The 21,008-nt window shown below is 73.1% G+C and carries 19 protein-coding genes and 1 riboswitch; of the genes, 7 read left to right on the top strand and 12 right to left on the bottom strand.

The window, feature by feature from the left end; genetic code table 11:
- Position 1: 1 nt before the first annotated feature.
- Together DDE18_RS18130 and DDE18_RS18125 are read right to left on the bottom strand one after the other, a co-directional pair.
- Entirely contained in the window at positions 2 to 859 is an 858-nt protein-coding gene (locus DDE18_RS18130; protein ID WP_116573690.1) for an ABC transporter permease, read from the bottom strand.
- Positions 856 to 1,848 (bottom strand): ATP-binding cassette domain-containing protein, encoded by a 993-nt coding sequence (locus DDE18_RS18125; RefSeq protein ID WP_116573689.1) that lies wholly within the window; start codon positions 1,846 to 1,848, stop codon positions 856 to 858. Before DDE18_RS18125 ends, DDE18_RS18130 begins: the two co-directional genes overlap by 4 nt.
- A 51-nt stretch (positions 1,849 to 1,899) precedes the next feature.
- On the opposite strand from DDE18_RS18125, the gene DDE18_RS18120 reads away from it, so the two are divergent.
- Together DDE18_RS18120 and DDE18_RS18115 are read left to right on the top strand one after the other, a co-directional pair.
- The gene (locus DDE18_RS18120; RefSeq protein ID WP_116573688.1) at positions 1,900 to 2,469 is read left to right on the top strand and encodes a PadR family transcriptional regulator; all 570 of its coding nucleotides are present in this window, start codon (positions 1,900 to 1,902) and stop codon (positions 2,467 to 2,469) included.
- A 54-nt stretch (positions 2,470 to 2,523) separates the two neighbouring features.
- The gene (locus DDE18_RS18115; RefSeq protein ID WP_245916845.1) at positions 2,524 to 3,378 is read left to right on the top strand and encodes an EamA family transporter; all 855 of its coding nucleotides are present in this window, start codon (positions 2,524 to 2,526) and stop codon (positions 3,376 to 3,378) included.
- Here DDE18_RS18115 and DDE18_RS18110 read toward each other — a convergent pair.
- Positions 3,375 to 4,970: an alkaline phosphatase D family protein gene (locus tag DDE18_RS18110; protein WP_245916843.1), complete on the bottom strand. Its 1,596-nt coding sequence runs from the start codon at positions 4,968 to 4,970 to the stop codon at positions 3,375 to 3,377. The two genes, DDE18_RS18115 and DDE18_RS18110, sit on opposite strands and share 4 nt — an antisense overlap.
- A gap of 135 nt (positions 4,971 to 5,105) precedes the next feature.
- On the opposite strand from DDE18_RS18110, the gene DDE18_RS18105 reads away from it, so the two are divergent.
- Both DDE18_RS18105 and DDE18_RS18100 read left to right on the top strand, forming a co-directional pair.
- Entirely contained in the window at positions 5,106 to 6,050 is a 945-nt protein-coding gene (locus tag DDE18_RS18105) for an alpha/beta fold hydrolase (protein WP_116573686.1), read from the top strand.
- The gene (locus DDE18_RS18100) at positions 6,050 to 7,213 is read left to right on the top strand and encodes a PQQ-dependent sugar dehydrogenase (RefSeq protein WP_116573685.1); all 1,164 of its coding nucleotides are present in this window, start codon (positions 6,050 to 6,052) and stop codon (positions 7,211 to 7,213) included. The genes DDE18_RS18105 and DDE18_RS18100 overlap by 1 nt, the downstream gene beginning before the upstream one ends.
- 465 nt (positions 7,214 to 7,678) lie before the next feature.
- On the opposite strand, the gene DDE18_RS18095 is transcribed toward DDE18_RS18100, so the two are convergent.
- The 8 genes from DDE18_RS18095 to gatC all read right to left on the bottom strand — a co-directional run bounded on the left by DDE18_RS18095 (position 7,679) and on the right by gatC (position 17,061).
- Entirely contained in the window at positions 7,679 to 8,482 is an 804-nt protein-coding gene (locus DDE18_RS18095) for an ECF transporter S component family protein (RefSeq protein WP_116573684.1), read from the bottom strand.
- Complete coding sequence (locus DDE18_RS18090; RefSeq protein ID WP_116573683.1) at positions 8,479 to 10,089, bottom strand: ABC transporter ATP-binding protein; 1,611 nt, start codon at positions 10,087 to 10,089, stop codon at positions 8,479 to 8,481. The genes DDE18_RS18095 and DDE18_RS18090 overlap by 4 nt, the downstream gene beginning before the upstream one ends.
- Positions 10,086 to 11,207 carry a CbiQ family ECF transporter T component gene (locus DDE18_RS18085; protein WP_116573682.1) on the bottom strand — a complete coding sequence of 374 codons (1,122 nt, stop codon included), beginning with the start codon at positions 11,205 to 11,207 and terminating at the stop codon, positions 10,086 to 10,088. Before DDE18_RS18085 ends, DDE18_RS18090 begins: the two co-directional genes overlap by 4 nt.
- 4 nt (positions 11,208 to 11,211) lie before the next feature.
- Positions 11,212 to 12,132, bottom strand: coding sequence for a hypothetical protein (locus DDE18_RS18080; RefSeq protein WP_133241264.1), 921 nt, complete (start codon positions 12,130 to 12,132; stop codon positions 11,212 to 11,214).
- Positions 12,133 to 12,143: 11 nt separating this feature from the next.
- Positions 12,144 to 13,496: a prenyltransferase/squalene oxidase repeat-containing protein gene (locus DDE18_RS18075; protein ID WP_116573680.1), complete on the bottom strand. Its 1,353-nt coding sequence runs from the start codon at positions 13,494 to 13,496 to the stop codon at positions 12,144 to 12,146.
- Between the two features lie 40 nt (positions 13,497 to 13,536).
- Positions 13,537 to 13,641, bottom strand: a riboswitch (cobalamin riboswitch).
- Between the two features lie 65 nt (positions 13,642 to 13,706).
- Entirely contained in the window at positions 13,707 to 15,203 is a 1,497-nt protein-coding gene (gatB, locus tag DDE18_RS18070) for an Asp-tRNA(Asn)/Glu-tRNA(Gln) amidotransferase subunit GatB (RefSeq protein ID WP_116573679.1), read from the bottom strand.
- On the bottom strand, positions 15,200 to 16,732 hold the full coding sequence (gene gatA / locus DDE18_RS18065; protein WP_116573678.1) for an Asp-tRNA(Asn)/Glu-tRNA(Gln) amidotransferase subunit GatA: 1,533 nt from the start codon (positions 16,730 to 16,732) through the stop codon (positions 15,200 to 15,202). The genes gatB and gatA overlap by 4 nt, the downstream gene beginning before the upstream one ends.
- On the bottom strand, positions 16,729 to 17,061 hold the full coding sequence (gene gatC / locus DDE18_RS18060) for an Asp-tRNA(Asn)/Glu-tRNA(Gln) amidotransferase subunit GatC (protein ID WP_116573677.1): 333 nt from the start codon (positions 17,059 to 17,061) through the stop codon (positions 16,729 to 16,731). The genes gatA and gatC overlap by 4 nt, the downstream gene beginning before the upstream one ends.
- Positions 17,062 to 17,243: 182 nt before the next feature.
- On the opposite strand from gatC, the gene DDE18_RS18055 reads away from it, so the two are divergent.
- The 3 genes from DDE18_RS18055 to DDE18_RS18045 are packed head-to-tail and all read left to right on the top strand — an operon-like array spanning position 17,244 to position 20,361.
- A complete protein-coding gene (locus DDE18_RS18055; protein ID WP_133241263.1) occupies positions 17,244 to 18,824 on the top strand; it encodes a N,N-dimethylformamidase beta subunit family domain-containing protein in 1,581 nt (526 codons plus the stop codon).
- Between the two features lie 35 nt (positions 18,825 to 18,859).
- A complete protein-coding gene (locus tag DDE18_RS18050; RefSeq protein ID WP_133241262.1) occupies positions 18,860 to 19,456 on the top strand; it encodes a hypothetical protein in 597 nt (198 codons plus the stop codon).
- Positions 19,453 to 20,361, top strand: a complete 909-nt coding sequence (locus DDE18_RS18045; RefSeq protein ID WP_165821225.1) for an LCP family protein — start codon at positions 19,453 to 19,455, stop codon at positions 20,359 to 20,361. Before DDE18_RS18050 ends, DDE18_RS18045 begins: the two co-directional genes overlap by 4 nt.
- Here DDE18_RS18045 and DDE18_RS18040 read toward each other — a convergent pair whose 3' ends face one another.
- On the bottom strand, positions 20,362 to 21,006 hold the full coding sequence (locus tag DDE18_RS18040; protein WP_165821224.1) for a response regulator: 645 nt from the start codon (positions 21,004 to 21,006) through the stop codon (positions 20,362 to 20,364).
- Between the last annotated feature and the right edge of the window lie 2 nt (positions 21,007 to 21,008).

Genomic DNA, 21,008 nt, shown 5'->3' with positions numbered 1-21,008 from the left:
ACTAGTCGCGGGTGCGCTTGTTGAACGCCCGGAGCGCGAGCGGAGCGGTCACGGCCGTGATCACGACCACCCAGATCAGCGTGCTCAGCACCGGATGCTGGAGCGGCAGGGCGGCGTCGGCGGGCGCGGGCACGTCGTTGCCCCACAGCTCGCGCAGTGCCTGGACCAGCGAGGACATGGGGTTCCACTCGGCGACCGTGCGCAGCCAGGAGGGCATGTGCTCGGTCGGCGCGAACGTGTCCGCGAGGAACGTGATCGGGAACATCGTGGCGAACATGAGGCCGTTGACCGCCTCCACCGAGCGCATGGCCGAGCCGACGAGGATGCCGACCCAGATCATGGCGAAGCCCCACGACAGCAGCAGCACATACGCGAGCACCGCGTCAGCGAAGCCGTCCCGGATCCGCCAGCCCACGATGAGGCCGGTCAGGGACATGATCAGGACGCCGATGCTGGAGTGCATCAGGCTCGACACGCTCCGGCCGACCAGCACGGCCGCCGGGTGGATCGGCAGCGACCGGAGCCGGTCGACGATGCCCTTGTCGATGTCGGCCGTCAGCCCCACCGCCACGATGAAGGACGCGAACGCGATGGTCTGGGCCATGATCCCGGCCATCAGCCATTCGCGGTAGCCCGACGGAGAGCCGCCGACCGCGATGGAGCCGCCGAACACGTAGGCGAAGAGCAGCACGAACATCACCGGCTGGATGGTGACGTCGAGGAGCATCTCGGGCATCCGCTTGATGTGGATCAGGTTGCGGCGGGTGATCGCCAGGGACTGGCGCAGGAGGCCGGTGTCGCGGATCTCGGGCCGCGCGAGGCGTCCCTCCGCGGTCAGGTGGGCGCTGTCGATCGTCATCGGATGGCCTCCTCGGCTTCGGGTGCCGCCGTGGTGTCCTCGGCGCGGTGTCCGGTCAGGTGCAGGAAGACGTCGTCGAGGCTCGGGCGCTTGAGACCGAGGTCGTCGAGCTCGATCCGGCTGTCCCCGAAGACGTGGGCGACGCGGGTCACGTCGGCGAGACCTTCTGCGGGTGCCGTGAGCTGTCGTGCCGAGCTGTCCACGTGGACCTCGGCCACCAGGTCTCGCAGCATCCGCTCGGCGATCGGCAGGTCCTCGGCGTGCGACACCGTCACCACCAGAGCCGCCTTGCCGGACTGGTTCTTCAGCTCGAGGGGCGTGCCCTCTGCGATCACCCTGCCCTTGTCGATCACCACGATGCGGTTGGCCAGCTGGTCGGCCTCCTCGAGGTATTGCGTCGTGAGCAGCAACGTCGTCCCGTCCCGGACCAGCTCCCGCAGCACGTCCCACAGCTCCACGCGGCTGCGCGGGTCGAGCCCGGTGGTGGGCTCGTCCAGGAAGAGGACCGGCGGGGTCGCGATCAGGCTCACGGCGAGGTCGAGACGTCTGCGCATGCCGCCGGAGTAGGTCTTGACGATCCTGTCCCCAGCGTCAGCGAGCGAGAACCGCTCCAGCAGCTCGTCGGACGCTCGCCTGATGTAGGCGGTCGAGAGCCCGTAGAGCGACCCGATGAGGCGGAGGTTCTCCCGGCCGGTGAGCAGCTCGTCCACGGTCGCTGCCTGACCGGTCAGACCCATGCTGCGGCGCACCGCCGCCGGCTCCGTCACGACGTCGTGCCCGTTGACCCGAGCGGTGCCGCTCGTGGGCTCGGTGAGCGTCGTCATCATCCGGACGGTGGTCGTCTTGCCGGCGCCGTTGGGGCCGAGCAGCCCCAGCACGCTGCCGCGCGGCACGGACAGGCTCACCCCGTCCACCGCCACCGTCTCTCCGAAGTGCTTCACGAGGTCGACGGCCTCGATGGCCGGCGCCTCGCCTCCCCCTGCGAACACGCGTTCTCCCTCCGTGACTATTCCGAACAGGAACACTACTCTGGTGGCACCATGAGTCAAGGGAAAATGCTGGGGCAGGCGCTTCCCGTCACCTCCTACGCGCTCCTCGGGCTGCTCACCTTCGGCGACGAGCTGACCGGCTACGAGCTCAAGCAGCGCGCCGACGTGACCCTGCGCTTCTACTGGGTCGCCCCCGCGATGAGCCAGATCTACTCCGAGCTGACCCGACTCACCGAGCACGGCCTGGTCGAGCCGCACACCCGCAGCGACGGGGGCCGGGACGTCACGACGTACGCCATCACCGAGGCCGGCCGGACCGCCCTCCGCACCTGGATGGAGACGACGCCGGCGGGCTTCCCGGTGATCAAGCACACCGTGCTGCTGCGGCTGCTGATGGGCCACGTGTCCGACCCGGCCAGCACGCGGGCGATGCTCGAGCAGTACGTCGAGGAGCTGGCGCAGGCGCGCAAGGAGCTCCAGGACGTCCGCGAGTCGCTCCGGGGGGCCGACGGGCCGGGCGAGCCCTTCCAGCACCCCGCGATCGTGGCCGACTGGGGCCTGGACTTCTTCGATGCGGAGGCCAGGCACGCTCGCGCCGCGATCAAGTCGCTGGTCGAGTAGCGGTCGCGAGGGACCACCAACCGCGCATCGAGAGCCGGCCCCTAGATTGACGCCGTGAGCACGCGCCTGGGACCCGTCTGGCTCGTGCTGGTCGGCATCGTCTCGGTGCAGGTGGGCGCGGCGGTCGCGAAGGACCTGTTCGGCACCGTCGACCCGACGGCGATGGTGTGGTTGCGACTGGTGACCAGCGCCCTGGTGCTGGTCGCGATCGCACGCCCGCAGCTGCGCGGCCGGAGCCGGGACGACTGGCTGGTCGCCGCGGGCTTCGCCCTCAGCCTCGGGATCATGAACTGGGCGATCTACCAGTCCTTCGCCCGGATCCCGCTCGGGATCGCGGTGACGATCGAGTTCGTCGGCCCGCTCACCCTCGCGGTCGTCGGGTCGAGGCGTGCCCGGGACCTGCTCTGGGTCGGCCTCGCGGCCGTCGGCGTGCTCCTGCTCGGCCTGGAGCCGGCCGACCTGTCGGTGGCGGGGGTGGCGTTCGCGCTCCTGGCGGGCGCCGCGTGGGCGGCGTACATCCTGCTCAGCGCCAGCACCGGGCGGCGCTGGCCCGGCCTCGACGGCCTGGCCGTGGCCAGTGTCCTGGCGACCGTGCTGATGACCGTGCCGGCCGTGCTGGCCGGCGGGTCGACGCTGCTCGACCCGCGCGTGCTGGTGATCGGCGCGCTGGTCGGGCTGCTGAGCTCGGTGGTGCCCTACAGCTGCGAGATGGTGGCGCTGAGGTCGCTGGCGCCGTCGGTCTTCGGGATCCTGATGAGCCTGGAGCCGGCCGCAGCCGCCCTCGCCGCGATCGTGGTGCTCCACGAGCTGCTCTCGCCCCTCCAGTGGCTCGCCGTCGCCTGCGTGGTCGTCGCGAGCGGCGGTGCGACCCGCAGCCGCCCGCTGCACTCCGAGCCGGCCCCGGACTAGAGGCTGGACAGCGGCGTCGCGGACACCTGGTGCAGCGCGTGGTCGCCGTCGGCGATGACGTACGACGCGCGCGTGAAGGCCGGCTGGTCGGGGCGGCTCACCCCCGTGAGGCACCGGAAGTCGGCCGTGACGGAGTCGGGCGTGACCCGGGTGCGGACGTAGCCGCGGAGGTCGGTCCAGAACCTGATGTGGGGGTTCTGCTCGGCCCAGCGGTAGCGCCCGTCGTCGGAGTCGTGCCCGTCGCCGCCGGAGGTGATCGAGGTGCAGACCAGCTCGGGGGCGAGGACCGAGGAGGGGTCCTCCCAGTCCGAGAGCACCTCGCTGGCGAGGTGGTCGTGCACGTCGCCGGTGAGCACGACGGGGTTGCGGACCCCGGCGTCCTGCCAGGCCCGGACCACCCGGTCGCGGCACGCGGGGTAACCGTCCCAGCTGTCCATCGAGAGCCGCTCGTCGGGCGTGGGGCTGGTGTCCATCCGGGCGAACGGCACCTGCTGGCCGAGGAAGTCCCACGTCGCGGTCGACGCGGCGAAGCCTTCGGCCAGCCACGACTCCTGCGACTCGCCGAGGATCGAGCGGGCGGCGTCCTGCTCGGCCCCGCAGGAGCCCATGCCGTCCCCGCAGCTCTGGTCGTCGCGGTGCTGCCGGGTGTCGAGCATGTGAAAGGTCGCGAGCCGGCCCCAGGCCAGCCTGCGGTGGGCCACCATCTCCAGACCCCGGGGGATCGCGGAGCGGCGCAGCGGCATGTTCTCGTAGTAGGCGCGCAGCGCGGCGGCCCGCCTGTCGCGGAAGTAGGGCACCGAGGCGGCGGTGCGCGGCACCTCGTCGGCCCAGTTGTCGCAGACCTCGTGGTCGTCGAAGACCACGACCCACGGCGCGGTCGCGTGCAGCAGCTGGAGGTCGGGGTCGGTCTTGTACTGCGCGTGCCGACGGCGGTAGTCGGCGAGACTCGCCGTCTCCGGCCCCTCGTGCGCACGGACGTTCCCGCTGTCGGCGGGGACCGTGCCCGGGGAGTACTCATAGAGGTAGTCACCCAGGTGCAGCACCAGCTCGGGCTCGTCCTCGGCCATCCGGCGGTAGGCGGTGAACCAGCCGTGCTCGAGCTGCGCGCAGGAGGCGAACGACATCGCCAGGCTCGAGGGGTACGACGCAGGGTCCGGCGCCGTCCGGGTCCGGCCGACCGGCGAGACCTCCCGGTCGGTGCGGAACCGGTAGAAGTACTCCCGGCCGGGGCGCAGCCCGTGCACCTCGACGTGGACCGAGTGTCCCTCGGCCGGCCCCGTCCACGCGCGGCCCGACGCCTCGACGTACCGGAACCGCTCGTCGCGCGCGACCTGCCACCGGATCTCGCGGCTGTGCGGCGAGACGCCGCCGAGGCCGTCGTCGGCCAGCGGCTGCACCGCGAGCCGCGTCCAGATGACGAAGCCGTCCGGGAGCGGGTCGCCGCTCGCGACGCCCAGCGAGAACGGCGTGTCGCGGAAGGGGGTGGCCGCCGCTGTGGAGCGGAGGTCGACCGGGGTCAGGGAGCCGGGAGCGAGGGTTGCCGCGCCGGTGAGGACGCCGCCCTTGAGGAGGATCCGCCGAGAGGTCCGCACGGCCCGGAGCCAACCGGTGGCCGGCGACGGTGCGGTATCCCGGGCGTGAAGGTCGCGTGACGTGCGACGCCACATCAGTCGACACCGTGAGGTGGAGGTCCCCGGATCGACCGCCCGCTGCGGCACAATCGGGCCATGACCGCCGCCCCCTCGCCCGTGCCCGTTGCGATCGACGAGGGGCTCGCGTTCACCGACGTCCTCTCCGACGACGGCACCCGGCTGCGTGCCTGGACCAACGACCCCCTGGGACTGATCGACGGCCCGACCGTCCTGTTGTGCAACGGTCTCGGCACCAACCCGTGGGCCTGGCCGGCGCTGCTCGAGCCCGACTGCGGCGTCCGGGTCGTGTCCTGGAACCATCGCGGCGTCGGCGGCTCCGCCCGCCCCGCCGACCGCAACCGGGTCGGCATCGAGGAGTTCGTCGAGGACGCGCGCTCCGTGCTCGACCACTTCGGCATCGACTCCGCCGTCGTGATGGGCTGGTCGATGGGCGTCAACACCGCCTTCGAGCTGGCCGCGCTCCACCCCGAGCGGGTGCGCGGACTCTTCGCCGTCTGCGGCGTCCCCGGCGACACGTTCTCCACCATGCTCGGCCCGCTGCACCTGCCCCGCTGGGCGGCCCGGCTGACCACCGTGGGCGCCTCGCGGGTGCTCAAGTGCGGGGGCCGCGCGCTGACGCCGCTCACCAGGCGCCTGCCGGTCGGCCGCCGGGCGATCGGGGTCGTCAGCCACTCCGGCTTCATGCTCCCGGTGGCCGATCCCGACCTGACGGCGCGCGCGATCAAGGAGTTCCTCTCCACCCCGATCGACTGGTACTTCCACCTCGCCCTGCGCACCTCCGAGCACGCCCGGATCTCGCTGAGCAAGCTCAACGCCCCGGCGTTCTTCGTCGCCGGCCGGTACGACGTGCTCGCGGGGTCGCGGGACATGCGCACCGCCGCGGAGCGGATGCGGGAGGCGACGTTCGTCGAGCTGCCGGCGAGCCACTTCGCGCAGATGGAGAAGCCGGACGAGGTGCACAGGCTGCTGCTGGAGTTCCTGGCCCGTGTCGAGGTCTCGGACGGCGGAAAGGCCAGCTGATGCGGGCACTCCGGCTGGTCGAGCGCGTGCGGTTGGTCGAGCGAAGTCGAGACCTCACGCTGGCGCTCGCGGTGGCACTGCTGCTCTCGGCCTGCCAGGACGAGGCCCCCGATCCCGAGATGCCGTCGTTCACCCAGCCGACGGACGCCACGCCGAGCACGCCCACCGACTCCCCCACCTCCCGCGAGCCGTCGCCGGACCGGTCGCCGCGTGTCCTCGGCACCGTCGCCACCGACCTGCGGGTCCCCTGGGGGGTGGCCTTCCTGCCCGACGGCACGGCGCTGGTGACCGAGCGCGACACCCGGCGGGTGTTCCACCTCGATGGCACCGGCGGCGGCGATCAGGTCGGCGTCGTCGAGCAGGCCGCCCCCGAGGGCGAGGCCGGGCTGCTGGGGATCGCGGTGTCACCCGACTACGACAGCGACCAGCAGGTGTTCCTCTACGCCACGACCGCCGAGGACAACCGCGTCCTGCGCGCGCCGTACGAGGACGGACGGCTCGGCGAGCCCGAGCCGATCCTCACCGGTATCCCCAAGGGCTTCATCCACGACGGCGGCCGGCTGGCCTTCGGACCGGACGGCTTCCTCTACGTCTCCACCGGCGAGACCGGAGACGAGGGGCTGGCCCAGGACCGCGAGTCGCTGGCCGGCAAGATCCTGCGCATCACGACCGACGGCGACCCCGCCCCCGGCAACCCGTTCGGCACCCCCGTCTGGTCGTGGGGCCACCGCAACGTGCAGGGGCTGGCGTTCGACGACGCGGGCCGGCTCTGGGCGTCGGAGTTCGGCGCGCAGTCGTTCGACGAGCTCAACCTGATCGAGCCGGGCGCCAACTACGGCTGGCCCGAGGTCGAGGGCAAGGGCGGCGAGCCCGACTTCGTCGACCCGCTGGTGACGTGGCCGACCTCGGAGGCGTCCCCGTCTGGGCTGGCCTGGACCGAGGGCCACCTCTGGCTCGGCGCGCTCATGGGCGAGCGGCTGTGGCGGGTGGACGTCGCGGGCAGGCGGGCGTCCAACCCCACCCCGTTCTTCGTCGGCCGCTACGGCCGGCTCCGCTCGGTCGTGGCCGCCCCTGACGGGACGCTGTGGGTGAGCACGTCCAACCACGACGGCCGCGGCCAGCCCGCCGAGGGCGACGACCGCATCCTCCGCATCCAACCCTGACGCCGAGTCGGCGCATCTGCTCACCCGGACCGCACCGAGTCGGCGCATCTGCTCACCCGGACCGCACCGAGTCGGCGCATCTGCTCAAGCGGACCGCACCGAGTCGGCGCATCTGCTCACCCGGACCGCACCGAGTCGGCGCATCGGCCAAGGCGCCTGAGTCCCCGGTGCCTGGCACTGGGTCTGGGGAAGGTTGGGCCGGCGGTCACCCCGTCACGTGCTGGGGAAGCGCGCCGGCGATGAAGGTGCACGCCCTGGCGTGGCGCCCCCCGCCTGATCTGGGCGTCCAGCCGACTCGGCGCCCTCCTGGCGCGCAGACCAGCCGACTCGACGCCCTCACCGCGCGTAGACCAGCCGACTCGGCGCCCTCACCGCGTGCAGTCCAGCCGACTCGACGCCCTCATCGCGAGCAGACCAGCCGACTCGACGCGCTCCTCGCGTGCAGACCAGCCGACTCGACGCCTCTCACGTGTGCAGATGCGCCGACTCGATGGTCACCCGGCGGGCCGCCCGGCGCAGCGTCGTGAGGATCGCCGGGCCGAGCACGACGATCGCCAGCGACGTGGTGACCGCCCGGCCGGTGTCCCAGCTGCCCGTCGACGTCAGCAGCGTGTAGACGCCGAACCGGTGCAGGTTCTCCAGCAGCGGTGCGCCCGCGACGTACGACAGCGAGCCCTCGTGGCCCGGCACGGCCACCCCGAGCGCGAAGGGCCAGGAGGAGAGGTTCATCAGGATGCCGAAGGCGTACGACGCGACGACGGCGTAGGCGACCAGCATGGCGATCTCCCAGCGACCCGTCACGCGGCGCGGCAGCAGGCCGGCGCCCATCCCGATCCACGCCGAGCAGATCATCTGGAAGGGCAGCCAAGGCCCCACGCCTGCCGTGAGGAGCGCCGACGCGAACAGCGAGGTGCAGCCGAGCACGAACCCGAAGCCCGCGCCGAAGACCCGGCCCGCGAGCACCAGCAGGAAGAAGACCAGCTCGATGCCGGCCGTGCCGGCGCCGAGGGCCCGGAGCACCGCGTTGACCGCGCTGAGCACCCCGAGCACGGCGAGCACCCGCGAGTCCATGCCGCCCTCGCTCAGCTCGGCCAGCACCACGACGACGACCACGGGCAGCAGCGCCAGGAACACGAAGGGCGGGTCGACGCGGTCGCCGGTGCCGGCCTGCAGGAGGAGCGGCCAGGCCAGCATCATCAAGCCGGCGAGGGACGCGACAGCGAGGACCAGCGCGGACCGGGGCCGCAGCGGGACGGCGGGGGCGCTCATGACCCCTCCCCGACGTCCTCGGCGGCCAGCGCCCGGACGACCTCCTCCACCCGCAGCCAGGGCGGGCCGAGGATCTTGGTGACCTGCGGGGCGAAGGACGGCGACTCCGCCACGACCTCGCGGGTGGGGCCGGCCGAGACGACCTCGCCGTCCGCCAGCACCACGACACCGTCGGCGACGTGGGCGGTGAACTCGACGTCGTGGGTCGCGATCAGCACCGCGTGGCCGTCGGCGGCGAGGTCGTGCACGATCCGGGCCAGCTCGTGCTTGCCGGCGTAGTCGAGGCCACGGGTCGGCTCGTCGAGCAGCAGCACGCGCGGGCGCGCGGTGAGCACGACGGCCAGGGCCAGCGCGAGCCGCTGTCCCTCGGACAGGTCACGCGGGTGGGTGGTGTCGTCGATGCCGGGCGCGAGCCGGTCGAGCAGGCTGCGGCAGCGGCCCGGCGCGGCGCCCGCCCCCTCGTCGGAGGCGGCGCACTCCTCCGAGACGGTCTCGAGGTAAAGGAGGTCTGCGGCGGTCTGCGGCACGAGTCCGACGTGCGTACGCCGCTCGGCCGGGGACAGCGCCGCCGGATCGACCCTGCGCTCGCCCACCAGCACGGTGCCGCCGCGGCGGCGACCCGAGCCCTGCAGGGCCCAGATCAGCGAGGACTTGCCCGAACCGTTGCGGCCCATCAGGGCCGTGACCCGCCCCTCGCGGAGGTCGAGGTCGACGCCCCGCAGCGCGACGTGCGAGCCGTGCACCACGGTGAGCCCGCGCGCCGAGAGCACCGGTGCTCCCCCGACCGGCGCATCTGCCGGGGGCTTCGGCAGCGTCCGGAGGGCCACGGCCCGGCGGCGGGCGTCACGGACCCTCAGTGGCAGCGGCTCCCAGCCCGCGGCCCGGCCGAGCTCCACGATCGGCGGAGCCACGGGTGAGGTGCGCAGCACCTCCTCGGGGGTGCCGGTCACCACCCGGCCGTCGCCGGGCAGCAGCAGGACCCGGTCGGCGAAGGGCACCACCCGCTCCAGCCGGTGCTCGGCCAGCAGCACGGTGAGCCCCAGGTCGTGGACGAGGCGGGTGAGCGTCGCGAGGACGTCCTCGGCGGCGGTGGGGTCGAGGGCGGAGGTGGGCTCGTCGAGCACGAGGACCCGGGGGTGGATGGTCAGCACGGAGCCGATGGCGACCCGCTGCTGCTCGCCGCCGGAGAGGCTGCGCAGGTCGCGACGCCTCAGCTCGGCGATGCCGAGGAGGTCGAGGGTCTCCTCGACCCGGCGCCGCATGGTGGCGGCAGGCACGCCGAGCTGCTCCATGCCGTAGGCGAGCTCCTCCTCGACGGTGTCGGTGACGTATCCGGCGACCGGGTCCTGGCCGACGTAGCCGACCAGGTGGGCGCGCTCGCGCGGCGGGGTGTCCACGACGCTCGCCCCGTCGAGGAGGACGTCGCCCCGCAGGGTGCCGCCACTGAAACGGGGCACCAGCCCGGTGACGACCCCGAGCAGGGTGGACTTGCCGACGCCGGTGCGCCCCGAGACGAGCACCAGCTCGCCCTCCTCCAGCAGGAGGTCGACGCCGTCGAGCACCCGGCGGTCGGCATAGCCGAAGGACAGGCCGCGCAGCTCGATCACACCGCACTCCCCTCCATGGACGGGGCCTCGGAGCCGGCGAAGGTGCTGGCCGGGGCCGGGGTCGCGACCGCGGGCAGGAGCCCCAGCACGCCGACGGCGAGGCCCAGCACGGACAGCGACGGGAAGCCGTCGACCCCCGGGTGGGCGACGACGAGCTCGGTCGTCGCCAGCCGGTGCGCGAGCGCGGCCACCGCCACACCGACGGCGACGGTCATGAGCTCGGGCGCGCTCCAGGGGTCAGGGCGATAGCGGGTGCGCGCCACCCGGCGGCCCGCGCTGAGCAGCCCGAGCGCGGCGACGACGACACCGGCCACCAGCACCGGGCCCGCCAGCCATTGCGGCGCCGTGGGGTCGAGCAGGGCGTAGGTGCCGACGCAGATGCCGACCAGGGCACTGAGCAGCAGCGCACCGGTCAGCGCCCGCTGGCCCCGGGGCAGGTCGCCGGAGCGGCCGTAGCCGCGGGTGTCCATGCCGGCGGCCAGGGCGAGCGAGCGCTCGAGCGAGTCCTCCAGCACGGGCACGAGGAAGCGCCGCAGCCGGCCGACCCGTCCCCCGGCCCCTCCGCGGAGGGCCTGCGCGGCGCGGACCCGCCGGACGCTGTCGGCGAGCTGCGGGAAGATCGAGACCGCGACGACGAGCGCCGTGCCGATCTCGTAGAGCGCAGGCGGCACGGACGCGAGCAGCCGCTTGGGGTTGGCGAGGGAGTTGGCGGCCCCGACGCAGACCACGATCGTCGCGAGCCGCATCCCGTCGTAGAGGCCCGCCAGCAGCGACTCCCGGGTCACCGGTCCGAGCAGCCTGACTCCGGCGACCCAGTCGGGCAGCGGGACCTCGGGCAGCGGGACGAGGACGGTGCCGGTCTCGACGCCGCCGAAGACCACGCGGAACAGCACGCGCAGCACGACGATCGCCAGCCCCAGCCACAGGTAGAGCCGGAAGGAGCGGCCCCACGGGTGGCCGGAGCGCCGCGCGAGCACGACGACCGAGGTCACGGCCACCAGGAGGAGGAGCAGCAGCGGGTTGGTCGTCATCGAGGCAGCCGCCGCCAGCCCGATGGCCCAGGCCCACCAGGCGACGGGGTGGAGGTCACGCGGCAGGCCGCCCGGCGCGCCGGCCACGGACTCAGGGGCTTCCGCGTCGGCGCGCCCGGACCGCGACGGTGGCGGCGACGGCCACGAGCAGGGCGAGCAGGGACAGCACCAGCCACGTCGGCACGCTGCCCGAGGCCGGCTCTGCGGCCGTCGCCCCGGGGTCGGTGGCGGGGTCGCCGGCGTCGTCCGTGGGGGTCGCGGTCGGTGCGGTGGTCGTGGGCTCCTCGCTCGCCGGGGCCGTACGCCGCGGCGTACGGCTGCGGGTCGGGACCGGCGTCGGCGAGCGGGTCGCCGAGGCGGAGGCCGTCGGCGTCGCGGTGGCGGACGGCGACGTCTCTGCTGGGGGCGGAGCCGTCGGGCTCTGCGTCTGTGACGGCGACGGCGAGGGCGTCGCAGACTTCGTCGGTGTCTTCGTCGGGGTCTTCGTCGGTGACGGGGTGTTCGTCTTCGACGGCTCGGGCTGCGCCCGCACCGGCGGCGGCACCGCGGGCGCGCCTGACTGGGCGCCCTGCCAGGCGAACGCGACGGAGCCCCCGTCCGGCACGGTCAGCGAGGTGGCGCCGAGCGAGGAGTAGGACCAGCGGCCGTCGGTGCCGTCAGACCAGTAGAGGCCCCAGTAGGCGTTCGACGGAGGGGTGTTGACGCACGGGTCCGCGGCCGGCACACCCGAGATGCGGCACACGAAGCCCGGCTGCCGCTGGACGTAGGTCAGAGTGTGCCCCACCGACTCCACGACCGCGGCAGCCGAGCGGCCGCCACCGGCCGGGGCGCACGCGGTCTGCAGGCCACCGCCCAGCTCACGGAAGTCGACGACCACGCTCACCCCGCCTGCGGCGCCACAGGTCGCGGCGTACGCCGGCGCGGCCGGCACCCCCACCAGGGCGGCTGCCAACAGCAGCCAGGCGAGCGCGAGCGGCCCGGCGCCCACAGGGCGCCGGGCCGTCCGGGTCATGGCGCGAGCGTTCAGTTGTGGACCTGCACCCGCGTCTTGGCGCTGTCGTCGACGGTCTTCACCTTGACGGTGCGCGTGCGGTCGCCGCGAGGCAGCTCGAGCTTGCGCGCGAGCACGCCACCGGTGGCCTTGCCGACCAGGCGCTTGTAGTCGCCCTTGATGGAGAGGCAGGCCCGCTCGCCGGGTGCGATGCCGGTGACCTTGAACCGCATCTTGGTCCCGGCCTCACCCCTGAGCCGCTTGGGCGTCACGGTGAGGGCGTCCGGGCTGGCCGGGGCCCACTGCAGCACCGGGGCGGCCTGCGCGGTCGAGCGCCGCCACTGGTCGGCCACGGCGTCGGTGATGCCGGCCGTGCGCGCGGTCTTGACCGCCAGCTTGTCGTAGGCGATCGCGCCGCGGTCCTTGGTGAGCGCGCTGCGGCAGCGGCTCACGTCGATGGGCTGGTGCTTGCGCACCCACACCGCGGCCTTGGCGGCCGCCGCCTTGTTCTTCAGCACGCCGAGGGCCCAGCCGGCCAGGCCGGTGCTGTTGGTGTTGGGCGCCTCGGTGGTGGGGCCGCCGCCGAAGGCGCCGGACGACTTCTGCTGGGCTGCCAGCCAGGTGCCGGCCTTGGCCAGCGCGTCCTGCACCTCCTTGGAGTGGTCACCGGACTCGACGAGGTTGATGACCGCCAGGGCGGTCGCGTCGGTGTCGGGCTCGCTGCCCTTGGTGCCCTCGGCGCAGCTCTGCGCGGCCGAGGTCTTGTCGGCCGTGAAGTTGAGCCGGAAGAAGCCCGACGCGCACTGCTGGGCCAGCAGGAAGTCGACGGCCTCCGCGGCGCGCTGCGACTTCGCCTCGGTGAGCGCGCGCGCGGCATAGGCCTGGCCGACGACGTTGGCGAAGTCGCCGAACTTGCTCTTGTCCTGGATGCGGCCGGCGATCGGCGCGGTCGTGGCGACGCGCTCCTCGAGGCGCGAGATGAGGTTGACCCCCCCGTACGACGTGGGGTTGGCCCCCGCGATCCGCGCGAGCACCGCGGCCTTGGCGGTCGGCCCGGCGTAGGTGCTGTCGGGGTCGACCGCCCCGCCGCTGATGTAGTCGTTGACCTTGGCGGCCACGGCGTTGCTGATCGCCCGGACGGACGCCTTCTCGCTGTTCTCGTTGAGGGCCAGCGCCACGTCGATCGTCAGGCCGTAGTCGGTGCCGATCGCGCCGACGACCAGGCCGTCGGTCAGCTCGCCCTTGAGCCAGGAGGCTGCGGCGTCCAGGGCGGCCGGGTCGGTCTTGGCGGCAGGTGCCGCCTGAGCCGGGGCTCCGGCCAGTGCTGTCAGGGTGATCGCGGACGCGGCCACCAGCGCGGCAGCCTTGTGAAGGGGGTGCGTCATGGTCTTCCTTCCCGCTGCAGCGGGGGAAGATGCCCCCGCCGTTTCCTCGCAGCGTGTCTCGGGTGATCGCGGTGGGCGGTCCGGCTCGCGCCCAGCCTTCGGGCGCTCACGGTTGCGGGTCAGCGCCGGACTCTCACCGGCTTCCCCACCACGACCTGATGTGTTGTGCTCCAGCAGGCTACATCGCCGCCCTGACAGCGGCTCGGCGGCTCAGGAGAGCTTCTCGAGGATCAGCTCGCGGACCCGGCCGGCGTCAGCCTGCCCGCGCATCTCCTTCATCACGGACCCGATGAGCGCGCCGGCGGCCGCGACCTTGCCGTCGCGGATCTTCTGGGCGACGTCGGGGTTGGCCTCGATGGCCTTGTCCACCGCGGCACCGAGGGCACCGTCGTCGGAGACGACCGCGAGGCCGCGGGACGCCACGATCTCCTCGGGCGTGCCCTCGCCGGCGATCAGGCCGTCGAAGACCTGGCGCGCGAGCTTGTCGTTGATCGTCCCCGCGTCGACGAGGCGCTGCACCTCCGCCACCTGCGCGGGAGTGACCCCGACCTCGGCCACCTCGACACCGGCGTCGTTGGCCCGGCGGGCGAGCTCGGAGAGCCACCACTTGCGCGCGGCCTGCGGGGTGGCACCCGCGGCGATGGTCTCCTCCACGAGCGCGAGCGCGCCGGCCCCGACGGTGTCGCGCATCTCGAGGTCGGTGAAGCCCCACTCGGCCTGCAGGCGGGCCCGCTTCTGGGTCGGGTTCTCCGGCAGCGTGGCGCGCAGCTCCTCCACCCACTCGCGGGTGGGGGCGACCGGCACCAGGTCGGGCTCGGGGAAGTAGCGGTAGTCCTCGGCGTCCGACTTCTCCCGGCCGCTCGTCGTGATCCCGGTGTCCTCGTGCCAGTGACGGGTCTCCTGGAGGATCGTGCCGCCGGCGTCGAGGATCGCAGCGTGCCGCTGCATCTCGTAGCGGACCGCCCGCTCCACCGAGCGCAGCGAGTTGACGTTCTTCGTCTCCGTGCGGGTGCCGAGCCGGTCCGCCCCCGTAGGGGCGAGCGACAGGTTGACGTCGGCGCGAATGGAGCCCTGGTCCATCCGGGCGTCGGAGACCCCGAGTGCGATGATCAGCTGCCTCAGCTGCGCGACGTACGCCTTGGCGACCTCGGGAGCCTTCGCCCCCGCCCCGACGATCGGGCGGGTGACGATCTCGATCAGCGGGATGCCGGCACGGTTGTAGTCGACCAGAGAGTGGTCGGCGCCGTGGATGCGGCCGGTGGCGCCGCCCACGTGCAGCGACTTCCCGGTGTCCTCCTCCATGTGGGCGCGCTCGATCTCGACCCGGTAGGTCTCCCCCCCGACCTCGACGTCCATCCAGCCGTCGAACGCGATCGGCTCGTCGTACTGCGACGTCTGGAAGTTCTTCGGCATGTCCGGGTAGAAGTAGTTCTTCCGGGCGAAGCGGCACCACTCGGCGATCTGGCAGTTGAGCGCGAGGCCGATGCGGATGGCCGACTCGACGGCCTTGCGGTTGACCACCGGCATCGCGCCCGGCAGGCCCAGGCAGGTCGGGCACACCTGGGTGTTGGGCTCGGCGCCGAACTCCGTCGGGCAGCCGCAGAACATCTTCGACTCGGTGTTGAGCTCGACGTGGACCTCGAGGCCCAGCGCGGGGTCGTACTTCTCCAGCGTCTCCTCGAAGGAGCGCAGGGTCACGGTGCTCATGCCTGTACTCCATCAAGGACGGGGGCCTGGGCGAGCAGCGGCCCGCCCCACTTCTTCTCGAGCAGCGCCTCCAGCGCGGCGCCGACGCGGTAGAGCCGGTCGTCGGCCATCGCGGGAGCCAGGACCTGGAAGCCGGCCGGGAGGCCGTCCTCGTCGGCGAGGCCGCTCGGGAGCGAGATGCCGGGCACGCCCGCGAGGTTGGCGGGGATGGTGGCGAGGTCGTTGAGGTACATCGCCAGCGGGTCGTCGAGCTTCTCCCCCAGCCGGAACGCCGTCGTCGGCGCCGTGGGCGAGACGAGCACGTCGGCCTGGGCGAAGGCAGCCTCGAAGTCGCGGCTGATCAGTGTCCGCACCTTCTGCGCCTGGCCGTAGTAGGCGTCGTAGTAGCCGCTGGAGAGGGCGTAGGTGCCGAGGATGATGCGGCGCTTGACCTCGTCGCCGAAGCCGGCGTCGCGAGTGGCCCGCATGACGTCCTCGGCGCTCGGCGGTCCCCCGTGCGCGGCAGCCTCCGGCACGACGCGCAGGCCGTAGCGCATGGCGTCGAACTTCGCGAGGTTGGAGGACGCCTCGCACGGCATGATCAGGTAGTAGGTCGCCAGCGCGTGCACGAAGCTCGGGCACGACACCTCGACGACCTCGGCGCCGGCGCCGACGAGCAGGTCGAGCGACTCCTGGAAGCGCGCGAGCACGCCTGCCTGGTAGCCCTCGCCGCCGAGCTCGGTGATCACGCCGACGCGGAGACCGGTCAGGTCTCCCGTCGCCCCCTGGCGGGCGGCCTCGACGAGGGCCGGCACGGGCTGGTCGATGCTCGTGGAGTCGAGGGGGTCGTGCCCGCCGATCAGCTCGTGGAGCAGGGCGCTGTCGAGGACCGTGCGGGTGACCGGGCCGACCTGGTCGAGCGAGTTGGCCATCGCCACGAGGCCGTAGCGCGATACCCCGCCGTACGTCGGCTTGACGCCGACCGTGCCGGTGACCGCCCCCGGCTGGCGGATCGAGCCGCCGGTGTCGGTGCCGAGCGCGAGCGGCGCCTCGAAGGCGGCGACGGCCGCCGCGGAGCCACCACCCGAGCCGCCGGGGATCCGGTCGAGGTCCCACGGGTTGCGGGTCGGGCCGTACGCCGAGTGCTCGGTGGACGAGCCCATCGCGAACTCGTCCATGTTGGTCTTGCCGAGGATCGGCAGGCCCGCCTCACGGAGCCGGCGCACCACGGTCGCGTCGTAGGGCGGGACCCAGCCCTCGAGGATCTTCGACCCGCATGTCGTCGGCAGGCCGACGGTGACGAGCACGTCCTTGACGGCGATCGGGATGCCGTCGAGCGGGCTGAGCAGGTCGCCGTTGGCCCGGCGCTCGTCGGACGCGGCCGCCTCGGCGAGCGCGCCCTCGACGTCGACGTGGAGGAAGGCGTGGACGGCGTCGTCGACCTGCCCGATGCGGTCGAGGCAGGCCTGGGTGAGGGCCACGCTGGTGAGCTCGCCGGTGGCGAGGAGGTCGGCCAGCTCGGCCGCCGACCGGGTGAGGACGTCGTTCACTGCTCGTCTCCCAGGATCCGCGGGACGCTGAACCGCTGCTGCTCCACCTCGGGGGCGCCGGCGAGGGCCTGCTCGGGCGTGAGCCCCGGGACGACGACGTCGTCGCGGAAGACGTTGGTCAGCGGCAGCGGGTGGGAGGTCGGCGGCACCTCGTCACCGGCCACGCCGGTGATCGAGGCGACCGACTCGAGGATCACCGACAGCTGCGGCGCCAGGTGGTCGAGCTCGGCGTCAGAGAGGTCGATCCGGGCGAGGGTGGCCAGGTGCGCCACCTCGGCCCGGGTGATCTCGACGCGCGCGGACGCGGTCGATCCGGAGGTGTCAGGCATGGCCGCAATCCTAGGTCCCCGCGTCGGCGTCCCGAGACGCGGAGGGGCGTCCCGGACAAGGGGCCAGCGTCCGCTTCCTCCTGCCCCGACCGTGACCGCAGCCTCATGCCCCGGGACAGGCCCGCGGCCGACCGTCGTATCGAGGCGGTGGAGGGTCCGCCACCTCGGACGAGGTGGTCGGAGTGGACGCACGGGCAGTGTGGGTGGGACTGGTGCTGACGACCTGCGCGGTCACGGCTTGCGGGTCGCCGATCCCCGGGACAGGGCTGGAGGATCCGCCGCCGGCGGTGGTCTCCCCCGGCACCTCCCCCGGCGCGCAGCCGGCCGACGGGTCCGGCACCGGCGACGGCGTGGGCGGGGCCCGGGACCGCCGACGGCATGGGTCGGAGGCATGGCGGATCACCAAGCCGTCCAACGACCACCAGATCGAGGCGTACACGACGCACGCGAGCGGGCTGCCCGGGACCCGGGTGGGCCTCAAGGTCTCCACGACCGAGCGTGGCTACGAGGCGTCGGCCTTCCGGATCGGCGCCTACCGCGGCGGCACGGGTGCGTTCGTCTGGGAGTCGGGCTTCCGGCGGGGGCGGGTGCAGCCCGCGGCCCGGCTCGAGCCGGCCAGGACCCGGACCGTGGTCGCCCCCTGGCGTCGCGACCTCACGGTCGACACCTCGACGTGGGATCCGGGGTTCTACGTCTTCACGCTGCGGACGCCCACGGGCTGGCAGACCCAGGTGCCGTACGTCGTGACCTCGCCGTCCGCCCGCGGCACGGTGGCGCTGGTCGCGCCGATCACCACCTGGCAGGCCTACAACGCGTGGGGCGGCTACAGCCTCTACGAGGGACCTCCTGGGGACCGGAACAGCTACGCCGTGAGCTTCGACCGGCCCTACAACGGCGCGACCGGTGCCAACGACTACCGCACCGCCGCCATTCCCATCATCGTCCGCGCCGAGCGGACGGGTGAGCCGCTCTCCTACTTCACCAACGTGGACCTGCACCTGCGCTCCGGGTCACTGGACGGCGCACTCGGCTACGTGTCGATGGGCCACGACGAGTACTGGACGCCCTCGATGCGGGCCGAGGTGATGGCCGCGCGCGACGCGGGCACGAACCTGGCGTTCCTCGGTGCCAACACGATGTACTGGCGGGTCCGCCTGGAGGACAGGGCGACCGGCAGGGCCCGCGTCATGGTCGGCTACCGGCACTCCGCACATCTCGACCCGCTGCGCGACTCCCGGCCGGGCGAGGCGACCTCGCGGTTCCGCGACGCGCCGGTTCCGCGGCCGGAGCACGACCTGCTCGGCATGCAGTACGAGTGCTACCCGGTAGACGCCGACTACGTGGTCGTGTCCCCGCGCTGGTGGGGCTTCCGCAGCACGGGGGTGTCGCACGGCGATCGGGTGCCCGGGCTCGTGGGACCGGAGGCCGACCGGGTCTACCCGGACCGGGCGCTGCCGCGACCGCTGCAGATCCTCAGCCACACGTCGTACGACTGTCGTGGCGTCTCCACGACCGCCCAGTCGGTCTACTACACGACCCCGTCAGGGGCCGGGGTGTTCACGGCAGGCACCCTGCGCTGGGGCTGCTCCCTCGTCGACCGTTGCGACCGGCCTCTCGGCCCCGCCACGGCGCGCTTCGTCCGCATCGTCACCGACAACCTCGTCACCGGCTTCGCCCGGGGACCGGTCGGCGGCCGTCACCCCGCGCGGGACAACGTCGCCTCCTTCGACCTGCCGACCACGAACCTGGTGAGCGCGAGTTGACGCAGCCTCCGCCTCCATCGGACATCATGGGGGGCATGGGCCACCCACGACGCAGGGTCACGCATGGCGCTGCGGGCGTGGCCTTGGTCGCAGGCGTGCTCGCGGGGTGCTCCCCCGACGAGGTGCCGGGGGAGCAGCAGACACCCACGCCCCGGTCGGTGGCACTCCGCGTGGAGAGCGTGTCCGGCGCCGACCACCTCGACGAGGAGGACCGCACCGCGCTGGAGACCGAGATCGGCGACGTGCTCTCGCACTACGTCGTCCGCGGGTTCCTCGGGGACTTCCCGCGCAGGGAGTTCGTCGCCTCCTTCGAGTCGTTCACCAGCGGCGCGGCCCGGCACGCCGCCCGCGACATCGAGCAGCTCACCGCGGCTCGGGTCCAGGACGCCACCGCGGTGCGGGCGACCCGGTTGGACGCGGACCTGTCCTTCCTGGTGGACGGCCAGGACGTCATCGGGGCGACGGCCGCCGTCCGGTTCGCCTTCGAGGCGACCATGGAGGACGGGAAGCCGCGGCCGTTGTCGCTGCGCGGACGGTTCCTGCTCGAGGAGGGCGCCGGGGAATGGTCGATCTTCGGGTACGACGTGGCGCTGGACGACGGTGCCACGCTCGAGACGGGCGTGGCACCGTGACACGGGCATCGCGGGTCCGGCGACTGGCGCGGTGGCTGCCCCTGCTGGTCGCCGTCGCGCTGGTCGTGCCGGCCTCGTCCGTGCGACCCGCCGCTATCAGCCTCACCACCGTCGAGCGGGCGTCCGCGGTCGACTTCGGCGATGGTGTCCTGTGGGTGCTGGCGCTCGGCTCCGACGCGCGGCCGGGCCAGGAGCTGACCGACGGCCACACCGACGCGATCCAGCTGATCGGCATCAACTGGCGCACCGGCCACGCCGTCGCGATCGGGATCCCGCGCGACTCCTGGGTGCGGCTCCCGGACGGCATGAGCCGCATCAACAACGCCGTGATCGACGGCGGCACCGACCTCGCCGCGCACGAGGTCGCCGAGCTCGTCGACATCACCCCGGACCTGGTGCTGATGACCGGGTTCGACGGCTTCCAGGCGATGCTGGGCACCTTCGGGGAGATCGAGGTCGACTCGGCGTTCTCCTTCCCCCTCCCCGAGGTGGACCTGAGGGTGCGCGAGGGGAGGAACACGCTCACCCCCCGTGAGGCACTCGCCTTCGCGCGCAGCAGGGACCTGCCGGGCTACGACTTCGCCCGCTCCGCCCACCACCAGCAGCTGCTGCTGGGGGCGCTGCGGGAGCTCCGGGCCAGGGCGGACAGTGAGGGATTCATGGAGGGCGTCGCCCTGGCGGCGATCGGCGGCCTCGAGACGGACCTGTCGCCCGGCGAGCTCTACCGCTTCGTGCACGCACTCACGCTCGTCGACGCGGGCCGCGTCACGGCCTGCGTGATCGGCGGCACGCCGGGCACCGAGTTCGGCGCCAGCGTCGTCTACCCCGACCGGCCCCAGGCGCAGCAGCTCGGCGCGGATGCCCGGGAGGACGCGCGGCTCCAGGGCGGCTGCCGGGCCGGCTGACTATCCGAGCCCCGCCTCGCGCGCCAGCACGATCGCCTGCGCCCGATGGGCGACCTGCAGCTTGGCGAAGATGTTGCTGGCGTGGTTGCGCACCGTCTTCACCGAGAGGCTCAGCTGGCGGGCGATCTCGGCGTTCTCCTTGCCCTCGGCGATCAGGCCGAGGATCACCCGCTCCCGATCGGTCAGCTCGGGGAACACATCGGCCGCCGGGCGGGACCTCACGGACCGGAAGTAGGTCATCACCCGCTCGGCGATGCCGGGGCCGAAGATCACCTCCCCGGCGCCGACGGCCCCGATCGCCCGGACGACCTCGCTGCGGCGGGCGCCCTTCAGCAGGTAGCCGCGCGCACCCGCCCGGACGGCCGCGAAGACGGAGTCCTCGTCCTCCATCATCGTCAGCACCAGGACCCCGATGTGCGGCGAGGACGAGACGATGCGCGCCGTCGCCTCCACCCCGTTGAGCCGTGGCATGTGCAGGTCCATCAGCACGACGTCCGGCTGCAGGTCCAGGGCGAGCGTCACCGCCGCCGCCCCGTCAGCCGCGTGGCCGACCACCTCGATGGCGGGCGACGCGGAGAGCAGGGCCTCGATGCCCTGCCTGAACTCCTCGTGGTCGTCCACGACCAGCACCCGAAGTGGCTCCATCG

The sequence above is a fragment of the Nocardioides gansuensis genome (assembly GCF_003076135.1).
Classification (GTDB): domain Bacteria; phylum Actinomycetota; class Actinomycetes; order Propionibacteriales; family Nocardioidaceae; genus Nocardioides; species Nocardioides gansuensis.
Note: the sequence above shows the minus strand (reverse complement) of the source record. Positions and strands in the feature narration are given on the sequence as shown.

Bases quoted from the DNA above. Each gene is read 5' to 3' on its own strand.
- gatC (WP_116573677.1), bottom strand. From the start codon at position 17,061: ATGCCTGACACCTCCGGATCGACCGCGTCCGCGCGCGTCGAGATCACC.
- DDE18_RS18105 (WP_116573686.1), top strand. From the start codon at position 5,106: ATGACCGCCGCCCCCTCGCCCGTGCCCGTTGCGATCGACGAGGGGCTC.
- DDE18_RS18040 (WP_165821224.1), bottom strand. From the start codon at position 21,006: ATGGAGCCACTTCGGGTGCTGGTCGTGGACGACCACGAGGAGTTCAGG.
- DDE18_RS18100 (WP_116573685.1), top strand. From the start codon at position 6,050: ATGCGGGCACTCCGGCTGGTCGAGCGCGTGCGGTTGGTCGAGCGAAGT.
- DDE18_RS18080 (WP_133241264.1), bottom strand. From the start codon at position 12,132: ATGACCCGGACGGCCCGGCGCCCTGTGGGCGCCGGGCCGCTCGCGCTC.
- gatB (WP_116573679.1), bottom strand. From the start codon at position 15,203: ATGAGCACCGTGACCCTGCGCTCCTTCGAGGAGACGCTGGAGAAGTAC.
- DDE18_RS18050 (WP_133241262.1), top strand. From the start codon at position 18,860: ATGGGCCACCCACGACGCAGGGTCACGCATGGCGCTGCGGGCGTGGCC.
- DDE18_RS18095 (WP_116573684.1), bottom strand. From the start codon at position 8,482: ATGAGCGCCCCCGCCGTCCCGCTGCGGCCCCGGTCCGCGCTGGTCCTC.
- DDE18_RS18120 (WP_116573688.1), top strand. From the start codon at position 1,900: ATGAGTCAAGGGAAAATGCTGGGGCAGGCGCTTCCCGTCACCTCCTAC.
- DDE18_RS18075 (WP_116573680.1), bottom strand. From the start codon at position 13,496: ATGACGCACCCCCTTCACAAGGCTGCCGCGCTGGTGGCCGCGTCCGCG.
- DDE18_RS18130 (WP_116573690.1), bottom strand. From the start codon at position 859: ATGACGATCGACAGCGCCCACCTGACCGCGGAGGGACGCCTCGCGCGG.